Annotated in this window: 12 protein-coding genes; 3 read left to right on the top strand and 9 right to left on the bottom strand. The window is 42.0% G+C overall.

The window, feature by feature from the left end; genetic code table 11:
- Positions 1-61 precede the first annotated feature (61 nt).
- The 3 genes from ISP07_RS18445 (at position 62) to ISP07_RS18435 (ending at position 5,280) form a co-directional block, all read left to right on the top strand.
- Complete coding sequence (locus tag ISP07_RS18445) at positions 62-460, top strand: hypothetical protein (protein WP_209328501.1); 399 nt, start codon at positions 62-64, stop codon at positions 458-460.
- A 590-nt stretch (positions 461-1,050) separates the two neighbouring features.
- On the top strand, positions 1,051-3,795 hold the full coding sequence (locus ISP07_RS18440) for a TonB-dependent receptor plug domain-containing protein (RefSeq protein WP_209328500.1): 2,745 nt from the start codon (positions 1,051-1,053) through the stop codon (positions 3,793-3,795).
- 108 nt (positions 3,796-3,903) lie between these two features.
- Entirely contained in the window at positions 3,904-5,280 is a 1,377-nt protein-coding gene (locus ISP07_RS18435; protein ID WP_209328499.1) for a hypothetical protein, read from the top strand.
- 35 nt (positions 5,281-5,315) lie between these two features.
- On the opposite strand, the gene ISP07_RS18430 is transcribed toward ISP07_RS18435, so the two are convergent.
- The 9 genes from ISP07_RS18430 to ISP07_RS18390 form a co-directional block, all read right to left on the bottom strand.
- Positions 5,316-5,579: a hypothetical protein gene (locus tag ISP07_RS18430; RefSeq protein ID WP_054553091.1), complete on the bottom strand. Its 264-nt coding sequence runs from the start codon at positions 5,577-5,579 to the stop codon at positions 5,316-5,318.
- Between the two features lie 11 nt (positions 5,580-5,590).
- Positions 5,591-6,424: a peptidoglycan binding protein CsiV gene (locus ISP07_RS18425; RefSeq protein ID WP_209328498.1), complete on the bottom strand. Its 834-nt coding sequence runs from the start codon at positions 6,422-6,424 to the stop codon at positions 5,591-5,593.
- Positions 6,424-9,897: a transcription-repair coupling factor gene (mfd, locus tag ISP07_RS18420; protein WP_063529151.1), complete on the bottom strand. Its 3,474-nt coding sequence runs from the start codon at positions 9,895-9,897 to the stop codon at positions 6,424-6,426. Before mfd ends, ISP07_RS18425 begins: the two co-directional genes overlap by 1 nt.
- Positions 9,898-9,926: 29 nt before the next feature.
- A complete protein-coding gene (locus ISP07_RS18415; protein WP_054553061.1) occupies positions 9,927-10,820 on the bottom strand; it encodes a carbon-nitrogen hydrolase in 894 nt (297 codons plus the stop codon).
- Entirely contained in the window at positions 10,813-11,871 is a 1,059-nt protein-coding gene (locus ISP07_RS18410) for an agmatine deiminase family protein (RefSeq protein ID WP_209328497.1), read from the bottom strand. Before ISP07_RS18410 ends, ISP07_RS18415 begins: the two co-directional genes overlap by 8 nt.
- Positions 11,872-11,955: 84 nt before the next feature.
- The gene (locus ISP07_RS18405) at positions 11,956-12,549 is read right to left on the bottom strand and encodes a PilZ domain-containing protein (protein ID WP_058584935.1); all 594 of its coding nucleotides are present in this window, start codon (positions 12,547-12,549) and stop codon (positions 11,956-11,958) included.
- 105 nt (positions 12,550-12,654) lie between these two features.
- Positions 12,655-15,828: an efflux RND transporter permease subunit gene (locus ISP07_RS18400; RefSeq protein WP_209328496.1), complete on the bottom strand. Its 3,174-nt coding sequence runs from the start codon at positions 15,826-15,828 to the stop codon at positions 12,655-12,657.
- Between the two features lie 14 nt (positions 15,829-15,842).
- A complete protein-coding gene (locus ISP07_RS18395; protein ID WP_054561341.1) occupies positions 15,843-17,048 on the bottom strand; it encodes an efflux RND transporter periplasmic adaptor subunit in 1,206 nt (401 codons plus the stop codon).
- 202 nt (positions 17,049-17,250) lie between these two features.
- Positions 17,251-17,943: a haloacid dehalogenase type II gene (locus tag ISP07_RS18390; RefSeq protein ID WP_209328495.1), complete on the bottom strand. Its 693-nt coding sequence runs from the start codon at positions 17,941-17,943 to the stop codon at positions 17,251-17,253.
- Between the last annotated feature and the right edge of the window lie 44 nt (positions 17,944-17,987).

Genomic DNA, 17,987 nt, shown 5'->3' with positions numbered 1-17,987 from the left:
TCTAATTAGTATCTGACTTTATTTTATACAGGCAAATAGAGTGCGAATAAGCTTATTTCCCGTGTTCCTTTTTAGTCTTTTTTTAGCTGCATGTGATAGCCAAAGTATAGATAAGGGCAACACAAGTACAAGTTGTCAGAACAATAGTCATTGCAATTACCCTAATAATGTAGAAGTTTGGCTAAGTAACCCAGATATCAGTCCAGAAACACCGTTTACGATTAACCTAAAGTTACCAAAGGAGGCTAAAAACCTCTCAGCAAAACTTGAAGGTGTCACCATGTATATGGGTTTTATTCCACTGCAGTTTAAACAGGCAGGACAAGTTTGGGTTGCTGATACTATGGTTGGCGCATGCTCTGAACCTGTTATGACTTGGAAAATGATGCTCACTTATACTTCTGGCGATAATCAACCTCAAACCTTGCTTTATTATTTCGATTCACTGCAAACTCGATAACATCTTCCTTCATTATTGTTGATCGCAGTTTTTAATTATCTAAAAGCTGTGATTAGCGCAATTTCTGCTTCACCATTTTTTACTTTGATGTTCTTTATTAGTCGTATTTTTATACGGTATTACAAACTGACGGAACAAAAACAAAAAATCATCCTCTAATACACTGTTTAACAGACTAACTTTGTCTATTTAGTTAATTTAAGTGAATAACTATGGTTAGCAGTCTTACCAAGCTTTTACGGTTTTTATAACGTTGTGTGATCAACTTGTAAAAATTTCACTTGTAGCATTAATTGGGCTTTGATTACACTTGATTACAAAGTGCGTGCAATTGATTTCAATCGTGTTTTTTTTGCTACTTAATAATGCTACTTTGCTGATGTGTAAGTGTTTTTTTCTATTAACATTGATACATCGTGAAACCTTATTACCTAAAATTGGTACGCTATTTTTGGGTTGTTTTTTATTTAGTCTTTCATTCAGTTTTCGTTCAGTTAACTGCGCCTAAGTTGCCCTCCGCTGACTCGTGATTCTAATAATAACGAGCGCTACCTGACTAAAGGTAAATTTCCAACAAGTAGGGTTTTCACATGAAAAAATCAATTCTTGGTTTAGCTGTTGTTTCAGCAATCCCAATGTTCTCAAGCATGCAAGTTTTAGCTGCTGATGATGCAGCAGAGTCTATTGAAAAAATTCAAGTTACGGGTTCTCGCATTAAGCGTTCTGATATGGAAAACGCAAGCCCAGTAACATTAATTGGTGCAGATGACATCAAAGCAATGGGTGCAACAAGCATCGATAGCGTATTACAAAAAATGACCGCAACAGGCGGCGCGATGACTAACCCAGGCGTAAATAATGGTTCTGGTGGTAACGCACGTATTGATTTACGTGGTTTAGGTGCTAGCCGCACATTAGTTTTAGTAAATGGTCGTCGTATGATTGCATCTGGTACAGGTGCGGCATCTACTGTTGACTTAAATACAATTCCTGTTTCTATGATCAAATCTGTTGAGGTACTTAAAGACGGTGCTTCTGCTGTTTACGGTACTGATGCGGTAGCTGGTGTTGTTAACATCATCTTAAAAGACGATTTTGAAGGTCTTGACATGAATGTTAACTCTGCAATCACTGGTGAAGGTGATGCAACAGAGAATTCATTCGACTTCACAGTTGGTTCGTCTTTTGATAAAGGTAACATTGTTATCGGTATGCAATACACCGATCGTGGCAAAGCAAAACAATCTGACCGTGACTTTTCTGATTGCCCAATCTCTGAAGGCGCTAATGGTTTAAACTGTAACGGCGGTTCTGTTTATGCTGAAGGTGGTCACATTTGGCAAGACGGTACAATTGGTGATGTAAATAAAGCGGGTGAGTCTGTAGATGCAGATGGTAATCCAATTACTTCTGGCCTAGCCCACCAAGATAGTGGTTTGAGCGGTCTTGGTGGTTTACACCCATTTACTGATGCTGATCGTTACAACTTTGCACCTGATAGCTACCTTTACACGCCAATGGAGCGCTTAAACTTAACAGGTCTTGCTACTTATGAACTAAGCGACGAGACGCGTTTATTCACTGAGTTCACTTATACTAAGCGTTGGTCTGAGCAACAAATGGCTGCTCAACCAATTTGGTTTGGTTTTACTTATGATGAATCAATGGGTGACTCACTATTAGGTCAAACATATAACAGTAAAGTTGACCGTGATGGCGATGGTATTGCTGACCGTGATGAAGATGGTAACTACATCACTGAAACAGCTAATTACGCGTATGGCGATAAAATTTTCTACGGTCGTCGTATGTCAGACACTGGCGCACGTTATTTTGAGCAATCTGTAGATACTGTTCGTGCTGTAATTGGTGCTGATGGTTTCATCGGTGACTATTCATGGGATGTATCTGCTAACTTTGGTCGTAATGATTCAGTAGATAAATTGAGCAACCTTCACAATATTGGTTCATTAACTGATAGCATTATGTACACGAATGATGAAGGTCAAGTTGTGGGCACATTTAACCCACTAGATCAAAATGCTTGGACTTCTGAAGGTTTCCGTAGAAACGTTTACACTGAAGTAAATAATGGTGGTAGTCAACTATTTATCCTAGCGGCTTCTGTATCAGGTGAGTTATTTGAATTACCAGCAGGTTATGCAGCATTCGCAGCAGGTGTTGAACGTCGTCAAGAAAAAGCTTGGTACACGCCTGATTCTTTAACTGCTCAAGGCCTAGCTAATGATCCGATGGTTGAGCCAACATCAGGTGGTTTTGATGTAAACGAAGCATATGTTGAATTTGCATTACCACTTCTTGCAGATGCGCCACTTGCACAAAATGTAGAATTAAGCGCTGCTATCCGTGCATTTGATTACAGCACATTTGGTTCAGATGAGACTTGGAAACTTGGTTTAACTTGGAAAGTAAACGATGAGTTAATGCTACGTAGTGTTGTATCAACAGCATTCCGTGCACCAACTGTTTCAGAGCTTTATTCTGGTAACTCACCTTCATTCGAACAAGTTGAGTACCCTGGTGCGCAAGACCAAGCAGAAGTTACTGTAGGCGGTAACTCATCTTTAACACCTGAAGAAGCTGATACTTTAACTGCTGGTATCGTCTATGAGCCTGAGTGGTTTGAAGGCTTCAGCATGACGCTAGATTACTACGATATCGAAATTGAAAATGCGATTGCGACAGTAGATAACCAATACATTGTTGATCAGTGTTTGAAGACAGATGCAAATAATGGTTCTGCGTTATGTAACTCGGCAAATGTATCAATCGATTCAACGGGTCGTATCATTTTCAATAACCAGCTACAAAACATTGGTTCTGAAAAAACATCTGGTATCGATTTAAATCTTTCTTACTCATTTGAAGCTGCTGGCCTTAATTGGAAAGCGGGCTTAGATACAACTTACTTAGACGAGTATGTTGTTCAAATTACTGGTGAACCTGTTGACTACGCAGGTGTTATTACGTCAGGCTCTGGTGGTTATGCAGATCTTAAATCAAACCTAACAATTAATGTTGCTGGTGATAACTGGGATGCTCAGTACCAAGCTCGTTATATTGCTGGTATGGATAGTTTTGCATGTATCGGTGATGAAGATTCATGTTATGCGCCTACAACACCAACGGTTATTTACCATGATATCAGTGGTTCATACCTTATCAATGACTCAATTACACTTTCTGCAGGTGTAAATAACTTATTTGATAAACAACCACCATATTACACTGGTAACAATGACTCAAACACTGACCCGTACACATATGATGTATTAGGTCGTCGTTTCCACGCTGGTATTAACGTTAAGTTCTAATCTAGTTTGAAATGATTACTAAGGCCCCGTTTTTACTGGGCCTTTTTTATTGTCTGTAAGCCTATCAACGCGTAAACTAAGGGAGCATTATTAAAAAACGAGGTGATATTGCTTAAACAAGACGAAAACTTATCTTTTATTATTGAGCCTGAGCTTAAACCACGCACAGAGCAACGACTCGACCTGTATTTCTCCATTCCGAATGAAATGAGTGTAAATCCACAAACACTGAGCGAAGAATCATTCTTTAACAACAATTTTAAATCGCACCTTGCGTATAACGCTAACAACATTCACTTACCCTTAGTAAGAAGCCGTTTTGTTAGTAAAAACAAAGGTGAACAGCAAGATTATCGGCAAAACTTAAACTTATATTGTTATCAAGTGCGACTCGCGCTTAATGCCGATATTAAAGACACCCTAAAGCACCAAGAAGCTGAAGAGTTTTACCCTGCAGCCATTGAGTTGTGCGAGCAAACCAAAGGTTTGTTGAAAAAACTAAGACGCTACACCCCAGATGACGAAAAGCTCCTGCCATTTTATAAAAACGCCGATAACTACTTAAGCTGGCATGTAGAGCAGTCATTTCTGAAACTATTGGATGAAGGGCCGCGCAGTAGTGATTTTGCAAAAGAGCGCAGTGATTTATTAGAGTTCTGCAAAGCTGAAAACAGTTATCGTGATGAGCAAGAATATAATTCGCAATCAACACTCGAAGATGCCAACCGTATCACTAATAAAATGCGCCTGTTACAACGTTTAATTGAGCATGGGGTGGTACTTAATCGCACTACACGGCATTTAAACAGTTATTTAAAGCGCATGGTTAAGGGTACAGTGACCGCAGTGATCATGGCCTTTGTGATGTTGGTTGTGTTAAATGCTCGCTCAAACTTTACCGAAGTAACAGCAACCTTGATTTTGATCTTGGGTGTTATTTATGGACTTCGTGAAATATTTAAAGAAGACATCACACGCGTGATCTGGCGAGCTATCGTAAGAGGGCGACCAAAATGGCGGTTTCAGTTTAAAAACAGCATAACCAAAGACAAAATTGCCAGCCAATACATTTGGCTTGAATACACCAGTTTTAAACGCCTGCCTAAAGTGGTAAGAAGAATTTTTTCAAAGCGCCGACATCAAAATAAACAGGCTGCTCAGTGGCTGCATTTTGCAAGCGAAACACAAGTTAACGCGAAAGAGTTTTTACCAGGCTACGATACTTTGCAACAAACCATGCAATTTAGCTTGGCGCCGTTTGCTCGCTATTTAAAGCGGGGTGAAGGTAAGCTCTATCATCTAGATAGTAATAAAATCTCTAAGAAAGCCGTAGAGAGGCGTTATCAGTTAAATGTGGTATTAGTGTTTACACAAAGCGAAGATGAAACTTTGTATCAGCGTTACAAGATTACGTTAAATCGCAGCAAAATTGTTAATATTGAGCGTATTTACTCACAAACTGACATTTTGAAAGATGAAAGATGAAAGATGAAAGGGTGGCCTCGGCCACCCTTTTCGGTTTATTTAGCGTCTAAACCTGTTTTGCTATAAAGCGATACTTTGTCTGACACTAGGGTAATTTCGATATTTTTATCTTTGTTACCCCAAATACAGTTGGTGTGTAATGTCTTTTCTTCACACTTATCTGCTGAACCTAAGATAGCTTCAACCTCAGTTTTATCCATGCCAATTTTAATTTTTTCGTAGTTCTCTAAATTTACTTTTGAGCAACCCGCTAAAGTAAGTGTTGCAGCCGCTGCTGCAATTGCCATATATTTTTTCATAACTGTATCCATTAATGGTTGTAGCGTCTTATTTGCACGATCATACCCATACGTGGGTGATCAAAATAATGTATCTCGTTACTTATCACACGTTTAAATTGTGAAAAACGTGCTTTTTCGTAATCACCGTTTTCTAGGCGCTGACTAATATCAAAATCTGCGTTTATAAATAGGTAGTGACGAACATAAATTTTCATTAAACCATCAAATTCCCACTTTGGCACATTTTGCAGCTGGTCGGGAATATAGCGCTCAGTAGGGCCCACTAGGCTTATAAAGTCGTTATTTTCATTCTCTACTGGGGTTGAGTGTTTTGCTAAGTGTTCACCGGAAAATAAACGGATACTGGGTGCGTTTCTTTCACTCATTTCAGGAAAACGCCAGCCAGTGTGCAAAATAGGGGTTAAGCCTTTTCTATCAAGCTGATTTTTTTGCTCAACAAATTGTAATTGTTCTGGCGCCATTAAGTAAATGTCGTCAGTGTCTTCACGGGGCTCAACAACGGGTGTAACAGGCAGTTGATTATAGCTTGCTAAAAAATCAACACTGTCGTCACATACATTAGAGTGAGGGTTGCTATTCACTAAAGAATCGGTAAACGAATTTGAGCGAAAGCGGCTATCACCCTCAATACACGCTTGCTTCGCTTGTGCTGTGTATGCAGGAGATAATAAATCTTTGCTACGCTTAGCCTTGATCTCATCGTGTTTTAAACTGAAATCTTCCTGTAAATAAGGGGCTGGGCGCTGTTTATAAATAAGAACTTCTATTTCGAACCAACGTGTTGCAAATGACGAGCTTGTATATAAGCAACAAAGCAGTAGTAAACTATTTCTAAACAACATTAATGGCTAACCTTTTTTTCGAAATCTGCAATCATTGCAGTGACCATTTTTAAGCGTTCGCGAGCGTTGGCTTCGCTAATTGCAAAGCGCAGTTTGTTTGCGCCATCCATTTTATACACCTGTGGTGCACTTTGTATCAAACCTATAATGAAGCTAGGGTTAACCTTTGTATGCTGGCTAAACTCAAAATAACCGCCTTTCGGGTTTGCTTCAATCTTCTTAATGCCAATATTACTTGCTTGCAGTTTTAATTGCTGCAAGCTGAATAAGTTTTTCGTGGCGTCAGGTAGTAGACCAAAACGGTCAATCAGCTCTACCTGTAACTCGTCCATATCATTGAGGTTAGCACAGCTTGCAATGCGTTTATAGATTCCTAAACGTACGTTTACATCATGAATGTAATCATCAGGTAATAACGCTGGCAGCTTTAAGTCAACTTCAGTTTGTTGACCTAATAAGTTCTCAAGGGTTGGCTCTTTACCTTCTTTGAGGGAGTTAACCGCTTGCTCAAGCATTTCCATATACAAACTAAAGCCAATGGTTTGCATTTGACCTGATTGATCATCACCAAGCAGCTCGCCAGCACCACGAATTTCTAAGTCATGGGTTGCGAGCGCAAAGCCTGCACCCAGGTCTTCCAGTGATTCAATCGCTTCGAGGCGTTTAACCGCATCTTTACTCAGTGATTTAGGGTTACCAGTCAGTAGGTAGGCATACGCTTGGTGATGGCTTCTTCCAACACGACCACGCAACTGATGCAGCTGTGCCAGACCGAGTTTATCTGCTCTATCCATAATAATGGTGTTGGCAGTGGGTACATCGATACCGGTTTCGATGATGGTGGTACACACAATTACGTTATATTTTTGGTGATAAAAATCACTCATAATTTGTTCAAGCTCGCGCTCTCGCATTTGACCATGTGCCGTTGTTACGCTGGCTTCAGGTACCCATTCGCTAATTTCTTCAGCAACTCGGTCTATGGTTTCAACATTATTATGTAAGAAATACACCTGACCACCGCGTTTAATCTCACGCAGAATTGCTTCGCGAATTAGTTCAGCATCTCTTTGTCTAACAAAGGTTTTAACCGCTAAACGTTTTGCAGGCGGTGTGGCAATAATTGACAGGTCACGCATACCGCTCATTGCCATGTTTAATGTACGTGGGATAGGGGTTGCTGTGAGCGTTAAAATATCGACATCGGCACGTAATGCTTTGATTTTTTCTTTTTGACGCACCCCAAAACGGTGCTCTTCGTCAACAATCAATAAGCCCAAATCTTTAAATTGAATATCTTGTTGAATAAGCTTGTGAGTACCAATCACGATATCTAATTTACCCTCAGCCATTTTATCTAGGGTGTCTTTTTGCTCTTTGGTTGAGTTAAAACGCGATAAAACGCCAACCTCAATTGGTAAATCGGCAAAGCGGTCTTTAAAGTTTTCATAATGTTGCTGTGCAAGCAGTGTGGTGGGTACAAGTACCGCAACTTGCTTGTTATCATTCACGGCCACAAAGGCTGCGCGCATTGCCACTTCAGTTTTACCAAAGCCAACGTCACCACATACTAAACGGTCCATCGCTTGCTTACTTTGCATATCACCGAGCACAGACTCAATGGCGTTGCGTTGATCGTCAGTTTCTTCAAATGGGAAGCTGTCACTAAACTGACGATAAGCACTGCCATCAAGCTTAAATTTATTGCCAGGCTTTGCTTGGCGTTTAGCGTAAATATCTAAGAGTTCAGCAGCCACATCACGCACTTTTTCGGCGGCACGTTTCTTGGCTTTTTCCCACGCATCAGAGCCTAACTTATGGAGCGGGGCAGAGGCTTCTTCGCCACCTGAATAGCGGCTCAGCATATGTAACGCAGAAACAGGCACGTATAGTTTTGCCTCGTTAGCGTAGATGATCGTAACAAATTCAGTGATCACACCGGCTGCATCAATGGTTTCAAGGCCTTGATAGCGGCCTACACCGTGATCAAGGTGCACAATAGGTTGACCTTCACGTAGCTCAGCAAGGTTACGAATAAGCGCATCTTGGCTGGCTTCGTATTTGTGTTTACGGCGTCGACGTTGCGAGACCTTAATACCTAATAATTCTTGCTCTGTGATTATAGTTAAACGCGGTTTACCGTCTAACACCACACTTTGCTCAAGTGGCGAAACGATTAGGCCAACATCACTCGAACTATTGGTAAAATCGCTAAACGATTCAAATTCTTTAAGCTTTAAACCACTTGGCTTTAATAATGTGAGTAATGATTCGCGGCGGCCATCTGATTCAACCGAGAGCAGCACACGACCTTTTTGTTTCTTCTCACTGGCAACATAGTCAATTAAACCTTGGTACGGTTCATGTAACTTATGATCAATACGAACATTTGGCAGCTCTTTACTAGCCAGGTTTGTATGACCCGCTTTGGTGCCTAATTTTGCTTGTGATAAACGAATGCGCGCGTATTTACCAAATTCACCAAATAGCTCATTAACACTTTGATACAGCTTTACAGGTTCAAGCAAAGGTCTGAGCGGATCAACACGGCGGTTTTCATAGCGTACATTCACATCATGCCAAAACTGATCAGCAGCATGCTCAATATCGCCAAAATGCATAAAGGTTGTATTACTTGGTAAGTAATCGAAGATGGTTGCCAATTCATCAAAAAACAGTGGCATGTAATATTCGATACCCGCAGGCCAGGTTCCTTTAGTCACCTGCATATAAATTGAGTCTTGCTCAGAGCTTGCGCCAAATTGTTCACGATAATTGATACGAAAACGCTCAATGTCTGAGTCGTTAGTTGGAAACTCGTGAGCTGGCAGTAACTCAATTTTGTCGACCTTTTCATCTGAGCGCTGGCTTTCAACATCAAATAAACGAATGCTGTCGAGCTCATCATCAAAAAAGTCTAAACGAAATGGGTGCGGGCTACCCATAGGGTATAAGTCAACGATAGAGCCACGAATTGCGTATTCACCATGCTCCATCACTTGTTGTACATGTAAATAGCCCGCTTGTTCTAAGTTTTCACGCAGTGTGTGGGTATCTAGGGTATCGCCCACTTTAAAGTTAAGGGTTGAACCATAAATAAACGAAGCAGGGGCAGTACGCAGCATCAAGGTCGACACTGGCACGATTAATACACTTTGTTGTTCTTTTTTTAAGGTATTTAACGTGGCTAAGCGCGCAGAAATAATATCTTGATGGGGCGAAAAATGATCATAAGGGAGTGTTTCCCAGTCAGGGAAGACCATGACTGGGTTTTCGGGCAACAGAAATTCGAGTTCAGTTTCAAGGCGTAGGGCGCTTGGCGTATCAGGGGTGACAATCACAACCAGCTCGTTGTGTTGTTTTACACCTTCTGCGATGGCGATGCTAAGCCCGCTACCGGTAAGTTGTCCCCATTGAATTTTATCTTTTTCAGATTTTACCCAAGGCAATGCTGCCCATTGCGCAAACGCCATTTACTACTCCTTTAAACTGTTTTTACTGCTTAGTCTCGATAAATCTTGGTTAAGTCCTGATAGTGATCGATGCGACGATCACGAAGGTAAGGCCAAATTCGACGTATGTTTTCACTACGCGCTTGGTCTAATTCAACAACTAGTAATTGCTCATCGCTGTTGTTCGCTTCGGCTAAGATTTCACCTTGAGGGCCCGCGATAAACGAGTTCCCCCAGAACTGAATACCTTCACTTTGACCACTTGGATCACTTTCGTGACCAACACGGTTACAGCTGATCACAGGTACGCCGTTGGCAACTGCATGAGCGCGTTGCGAAATAACCCAGGCGTCTTTTTGACGTGTTTGCTCGTCTTTTTCATCACGCGGGTCCCAACCAATGGCTGTTGGGTAAATTAAAATTTCAGCACCGGCCATTGCCATTAAGCGTGCAGCCTCTGGGAACCATTGATCCCAACACACTAGTACACCAAGTTTACCGACAGAGGTTTGAATAGGCTCAAAACCTAAATCACCCGGTGTGAAGTAAAACTTCTCGTAAAAGCCTGGGTCATCAGGAATATGCATTTTACGGTATTTACCGGCAATGCTGCCGTCAGTTTCAAGTACCACAGCGGTATTGTGATAAAGTCCTGTAGCGCGCTTTTCGAATAATGATGACACGATCACCACATTAAGTTCTTTAGCAAGTGCACCTAAGGTGTCTGTGCTTGGGCCCGGGATTGTTTCTGCTAAATCAAAAACGTCTACATCTTCGGTTTGGCAAAAATATAAGCTACGGTGTAGCTCTTGAAGAACAATAAGCTTAGCGCCTTGGCTTGCTGCATCACGAATACCAGCAATTGATTTTGCCATATTGTCTTGAGCATTATCGGTGTTTGATTGCTGAACAAGAGCAACCTTTAAATGCGTTGGTTTAGTCATTGTTTGTTCCTGCTAAAAAGCCGCGCGGTAATTGCATTGTAATACAGTGTAAGCTGCCAAATTGGTGAATAATTGGCACACAATTAATACCCACTACAGTGTGATCTGGGTATGCTTTGGCAACCTGACCAAGCGCATGTTGGTCGTTTTCGTCACCATAAATTGGTACTAAAACGGTTTCATTGATAATTAAATAATTAGCGTATGTGGCAGGTAGTCTGTCACCATCTTCATCGAACACTGCTTTTGGCCAAGGTAAGGCAATCAGCGTGTAGTTTTCACCCTCTGCTGTTTTAAATGATTGCAGTTGTTTTTCCATTGCATCAAGGGCTGCAAAGTGCTCATCATTTTTATCGTCGCACTTAACATAAACAAGCGTGTTGTTTGGGGCAAAACGTACCAGCGTATCAATATGGCTGTCGGTATCATCACCTGCAAGGTAACCATGATCAACCCAAAGAAACGACGTAGCACCCAGTTGCTCAACCAGCGTTTGTTCTATATCTGCTTTTGTGAGTTCTGGGTTACGATTTGGGTTTAATAAGCACTCGCTGGTTGTGAGTAGCACGCCCTGTTCATTGATCTCGACGCCACCGCCTTCAAGAACCAGATCACTTTGCTGATAGCCATTTTTAGAATTAGCGACTTGTTTTACAAGTACTTGATTAATTTGGTTATCAAGATCACTTGCAAACTTATTGCCCCACCCATTAAAAATAAAATCCATTACTTTCAATTGAGTTGCGTCATCAATATTTGCACAGGTCAATGGGCCATGGTCACGTGCCCAAGTATCGTTACACGGTGTCACCACAAAGTGAATGCGATTAGCATCAACCTCTGCATTTGCAAGTAAAGCTGCGATATGTACTTTGAGAGCATTATCATGAGCTACAATGACAACATCTTGTTGTTGGCTTATTGCTTGGCAAAGTGCTACATACACAGGCTCAACAGCGGTTAAATTTGCTGCCCAATCTGTGTCTTGATGAGGCCAAGTGAGCATAACGGCATCTTGCTCAGCCCATTCAGGTAAAAGTCTAAATTTCATGAAGGTATTAAACAAACTAAGGTGGGGCTAGTTTAGCATTTTAGCCATAGATGTCAGCTTTTTGTGCGCGATAAAGCGTGATTTTTAACTGTCTTGCTGATTGTTTTCTTGCTGACGTTTTTTAAGTTGGCGTGTTTGTGCGTGCAGGGCTGCTCTTACGACTAAATCTTGGTCAGCATCGCGAATGGCAGTAAACAATAATGTGTATTGGTATTTATCATCATCGCATTTTTCAATGGCCACTAATTCGGTATAGCAATAAATGGCAGATGCTTCGTGCTGCAAGAACAACTTAGTACGAAATGTTTGCCCTAATTCATACACATCAGCTGAGGTAAGTTTTACACCGCCACCGCCATAACTATCGCAATAGTTTGCGTTATCGTCAGGCTGCTCTGAGGCTAAGATGTGACTCATGATTAAATCAATTTTACGAGACTGCGCCTGTAAAAAGGCCGCGAGTTCTTGTGCAACATCACCTAGGTTACGAAGTGGTCGTAAGCTTGTTTGTTCAAGTTCGTTTACTTCGTTGGCAAGTTTAAATAGGGCAGGGATATCCGCTTCGAGCTCAGCATTGGTTTTTGGCACAGCACTTGGTTCAACCGCATATAAATTGACACGGTTGCTCTCGTTGATTTGAAAATACTGTTCAAATTCGGCTAATTTTTGATTATTCATGCTGTACTCCACACATCTTTCCTTAATACTAGCGTTCGAAGCAGTAAATTGCTAGTAATCAAATAATCAAAAAAAAGGGCAAACTCATTGTTTGCCCTTCATTTTTTACAGGTTACCCTCTTGGGTTTTGACATGTTCTTGTTGATGATGTTCTGCTATTTCATCAGCAAGCTCTTGTCTTGAACGTTTTTCAGTTAACTTACGCGCCGTTAACCAATAGAAGAATAGCGGCACAAAGAATACAGCAAGGAATGTCGCTGCCATCATACCGCCCATTACACCGGTACCAACACTGTGACGGGCACCTGCACCTGCGCCAGAGCTAAGTACTAAAGGTACTACGCCTAAAATGAATGCAAGCGAAGTCATAATAATTGGTCTAAAACGTAAACGTGCTGCCTCAAGAGCAGCCGTACTTGCGCTCCAGCCTTGTTGATGTTTCATCAAGGCGTATTCAACAATAAGAATCGCGTTCTTACTGGCAAGACCAAGTAGTGTTACCAGACCAATTTGGAAATACACATCATTTGTCATGCCAACAACCCAAACTGCTATAAGCGCACCAAAGGTACCAAATGGCAGAGCAAGCATCACAGACAGTGGTAGTGACCAACGCTCATACAGGGCTGCTAGAATCAAAAATACCATGATCACAGCAAGGCCTAAGGCAATTCCTGTGGTGCCTGAACTGCGTTTCTCTTGGAATGCAGAGCCTGTCCACTCGTAGGTCATATTAGGTGGTAATACTGCTTGTGCAATACGTTCAACTTCAGCAATAGCTTGACCTGAGCTGTAACCCGGCGCTGCATTACCCATCAGTTTAACAGCAGGTAAGTTGTTATAACGATTTAGGTTTTCTGGGCCACGGCTATACTCGATAGTGGTAAAGGCTGAAAGCGGCACCATAGTACCTTGATTGTTTTTAACATAGATACGGCCAATGTCATCAGGCTTCATTCTAAATTCAGCCTCTGCAGACATTAGTACTTGCCATGCGCGACCAAATTTATTGAAGTCGTTAACGTAATAAGTACCTAAGTTACCTGCAAGGGCAGTGAACGCATCATCAATCTCTACACCCATTGCACGTGCTTGTTCACGGTCAACATCAACACGTAGCTGAGGTGCATCAGGGCGCCAAAGTGTTTGCAGGCCACTGATAATAGGGCTCTTTTGTGCTTCAGCTGTCATCAACTGCATTGCATGTTGAAGTTTGTCTGGGTCGCTATCACCTTTGTTTTGAATGTAAAATTCAAAGCCACCTGTGTTACCTAAACCAAAAATAGCCGGAGGATTAAAGGCAAGAACGAGCGCCTCTTTAATACCTGCTGTTTTCATGAAGAGCTCTTGCACCAGCGCCTTGGTATCAACTTCACGCTCATCCCAATGCTTTTGAGTCACGAATAAGGTTGCAGCGCTGTTTTTGTAACCACCGCCAATAAAGTCAAAACCGGTAAACGCCACAACGTTTTCGTTTGCTGGGTTTGATTGCACGGCCTCAACAACCTGTTGTGTTACTTGCTCTGTGCGCTCAAGTGATGAACCGTCAGGTAAGAAAATTGCTGAGATGTAATAACCTTGGTCTTCATCTGGCACAAGTGAACCTGGGGTGTTTTGCCAAAGGCCAATTGTTGCTGCAATCATACCTGTCATTAAGATAAGACCTAACAGACCGCGGCGCACCATAAAGCCAACAGCACCGACATAACGGCCGGTGATCTTGGTAAACATGTCGTTAAACCATAAGAAGAAGCGGGCAGTTTGCTTGTGTTCTTGCTTTAAAATAAGTACACAAAGCGCAGGTGTCATGGTTAATGCAACGACACCGGATAAACTTACAGCAATCGAAATAGTAATAGCGAACTGGCGGAATAGCTCACCGGTTAAGCCACCTAAAAACGCAATTGGCACAAACACTGAACAAAGTACTAAAACAATGGCGACTACAGGGCCGCTTACTTCGCCCATCGCTTTAACAGCGGCGTCTCTGGCACCTAGGCCTTCTTCGTGCATGATACGCTCAACGTTTTCAAGTACCACGATGGCATCATCAACAACAATACCAATCGACAGCACCATACCGAATAAGGTGAGTGAGTTAATTGAGTAACCCAGCATATACATGCCGGCAAATGTGCCCAGTAGTGATACTGGCACTGCAAGGGTTGGAATAAGCGTTGCGCGCCAGTTTTGTAAGAATAAATACACCACTAAGAATACCAATACCATGGCTTCAAGTAGTGTTTTTACAACTTCACGGATTGATACTTCAACAAAGCGGGTTGTGTCGTATGACGTTAAATGAGCAAGGCCGGTAGGGAACTGGCTTTTCATTTCTTCAATAACACTGTTTACTTCTTCAGCTACATCAAGAGCGTTTGCTCCTGGTTGCAAGAAGATACCTAACAGTACCGCTTCTTTACCGTTAATCGTTCCTTTGAAGTTATAGTCTTTTGAGCCGAGCTCAACGCGGGCTACGTCTTTTAAGCGTAAGCTACTGCCGTCTGTGTTTGAACGAATAATGATATTTTCAAATTGCTCAGGCTCAGACAAACGCCCTTGTGCAGTTACACTGTAAACCAGCTCTTGAGGAGATTGTGTCGTAGGCGTCGCACCAATTTTACCTGCCGCGTATTGCGAGTTTTGTACGCGAATTGCTCCTGCAATTTCTTCAACAGTGACACCTAATTGGCTCATCACATCAGGGCGCAACCAAATACGCATTGCGTAATCTTTGGCACCAAAAATTTGTACACTGGTAGTGCCAGGAATGCGTTTAACACGGTCAAGTACGTTCATAGTGACATAGTTTGATGTCCATAAACTCGAACGTGTTCCATCTGGTGAGTAAAAGGCATGAACTTGTAAAAAGCTAGAAGAACCTTTTTGAACCACCACACCTTGGCGGCGTGTTTCTTCAGGTAAACGGGCTTCAACCTGTTTAACACGGTTGTTTACGTTTACAGCTGCTTGGTCAACATCAGTGCCAATTTCAAAAGTAACTTCGATGGTGGTTGAACCTGCACTGGTTGACGTTGAAGACATATACATCATGCCTTCAACACCGGTAATGGCATTTTCAATCGGTGTCGCAACCGTTTGCTCAAGCACATCGGCAGATGCACCCGGGTAGGCTGCGGTTACTTGTACAACCGGTGGGGCTATTTCAGGATATTGCGCCACAGGTAAGCTGCGCATCGCAGCGAGGCCGGCAAGCACAATAACAATAGATATAACAAACGCAAAAATGGGTCTGTCTATAAAGTAACGAGAAAACATAAGACTCCCTGTGCTTATTCTGCGTGGCTTGGGTTAGCGGCAGGTTGGCCAACATTGACTGGCATACCCGGGAAGAAAATACGTGCCATGCCATCAACAATAACTTGGTCGCCTTCTTTTAAACCACTGCGAATTAACCAAAAGTTTTGGTATTGCTCGTTTTCTGGTTTTTTGATCCATTCACCTACAGTAACAGGGGCAGGTAAAGCGACATCCATACCTTGCTCGTTTTTACTTACTACATAAACAAACTTACCAGTGCCGTTATCAAGTACTGCACGTTGCGGAACGATGAAAGCGTTTTTGCGTACTGCACCACTTAACTCAACGCGCACGAATTGGCCCGGGCGAAGTTGAAAATCAGGGTTAGGAATAATTGCCTGAAACTCACTGGTACCTGTGTTTGGATTAATACGCACATCAGAGAAGTTAACTTCACCGGTTTGTCCGTATAAAGAGCCGTCTTGAAGTTTAATTTGTGTTTTCCAGTGGCCTTGCTCAGGTAATGTTAGTGAGCCATTTTTAACATCTTGACGCATTTGTAGTTGTTCGCGCTCAGATAAGCCAAAGCGAATACGAATAGGGTCGAACTGAGTCATTTGAGTCAGTAATAAATCTGGTCCAGAAACATAGGTTCCTTCAGAAACAAACTCACGTCCCATTACACCTGCTACAGGGGCTTTTACTTGCGCATATTCAAGGTTTAGTTGCGCTTCTTTTAAGGCAACTTTTGCAGCGGCTAAATCAGTTTTAGCAATATCATTGGCTGAGCTTGCGTTATCGTAATCACGTTGTGAAACAGACTTTTCGGCACGTAGTTTAGCTAATCGTTTAACGTCACGATCAGCTTGAACAAGCGCTGCTTTTGCACCATCAAGTGCTGCTTGCGCACGATCAACCGCAAGTTGATAAGGTTCAAGGTCAATTGTAAACAGTGATTGGCCTTGCTCTACACGCTGACCTTCTTCAAAGTTGCGTGATTCAAGAATACCGGTAACACGGGCACGAACTTCAACTTCTTTAGAACCAGACAACGTCGCTGGCAGCTCAATAGTGAAAGGTGCATCGTGAGTTTCCATTGTCATAGTCGCGACAGCGGCGGGGTGCATTTGACCCTGTTGTTGCTGTGGCGCTTCAGAACAACCTTGCAGTAGCAAAGGAGCAGAAACTAATAACAACGCAGATAATGATAATTTGGCAGGTGCGAAAGGCAGACGCATGTTTACTCCACAGTCCAATTGTTAAGTAGGTATACATAAAAAATAGTCTATCAGGATGAAAGACGTCACTATGCATTTTCAATTAGCGTTTAGTTTATACCCAAAAAAGAGAAAGGTACACCCTGTAGTTTACTTTTTTATTAGGCACAAAAAAACGCAAAGCATTTTCGCTTTGCGTTAATTTAAGGGTTTAAATCGTTTTTTACTTTTTCGTTAGTAAAGAGGCTAACTCTTCAAGGTTTTTAACAATGTAATCTGGTTGCTTTGCCAGAGGGTAAAGCGCTTTACCGGGCCTTGCGATAAACGCTGTTTGCATACCCGCTTCTTTAGCGCCTGCTACATCCCAGCCGTGAGCAGCAACCATTAAAGCTTCGTGAGGCGCTACATTTAATTGTTCAAGCAACCACTTGTAAGCGCGCAGATCGGGCTTATACACTTTAATATCTTCAACACTGTAACGGTGAGTAAAGTATTCTGTTAAGCCAGCATGTTGAAACTGTGCTTTTACACCGTTATTTGATGAATTTGTAAAGCTGACTAGTTTATAGTCTTGCTTTAATTTCGCTAATGCTGGTTTAACATCGCTATGCGCAGGTAAAGATAAAAGCGGTGGTACAATCGCTTGTTTTGCTTGCTCGTTGGTTAACGAAATTTGATTATTACTTGCCACCATCATCAGTGCTGCAACACCGATTTCACCAAAGTCATGATAATCATTCGATACCGTACTTACTAAAGAGTGGTGAAGCATTGTCGAAAACCAAAGTGGCAATAGCTGGGTATTGCCATCAAGCGCTTTAGCGACTGAGCTTTGCATTTGTTCAAGATCAAGCAAGGTTTCGTTGACATCAAACACAATTACTTTTGGTTTTGCTTGGTGTTGAGACTCTGCCATTGTGCCTCCCGAGTAAGTTAGGCTTACCAATAAAACTAGACTAA

Origin of the sequence: Pseudoalteromonas sp. PA2MD11, assembly GCF_017808125.1 — a bacterium.
Lineage (GTDB): Bacteria > Pseudomonadota > Gammaproteobacteria > Enterobacterales > Alteromonadaceae > Pseudoalteromonas > Pseudoalteromonas simplex.
The sequence above is the reverse complement of the archived record's forward strand: the minus strand, read 5'-3'. Positions and strand labels throughout refer to the sequence as shown.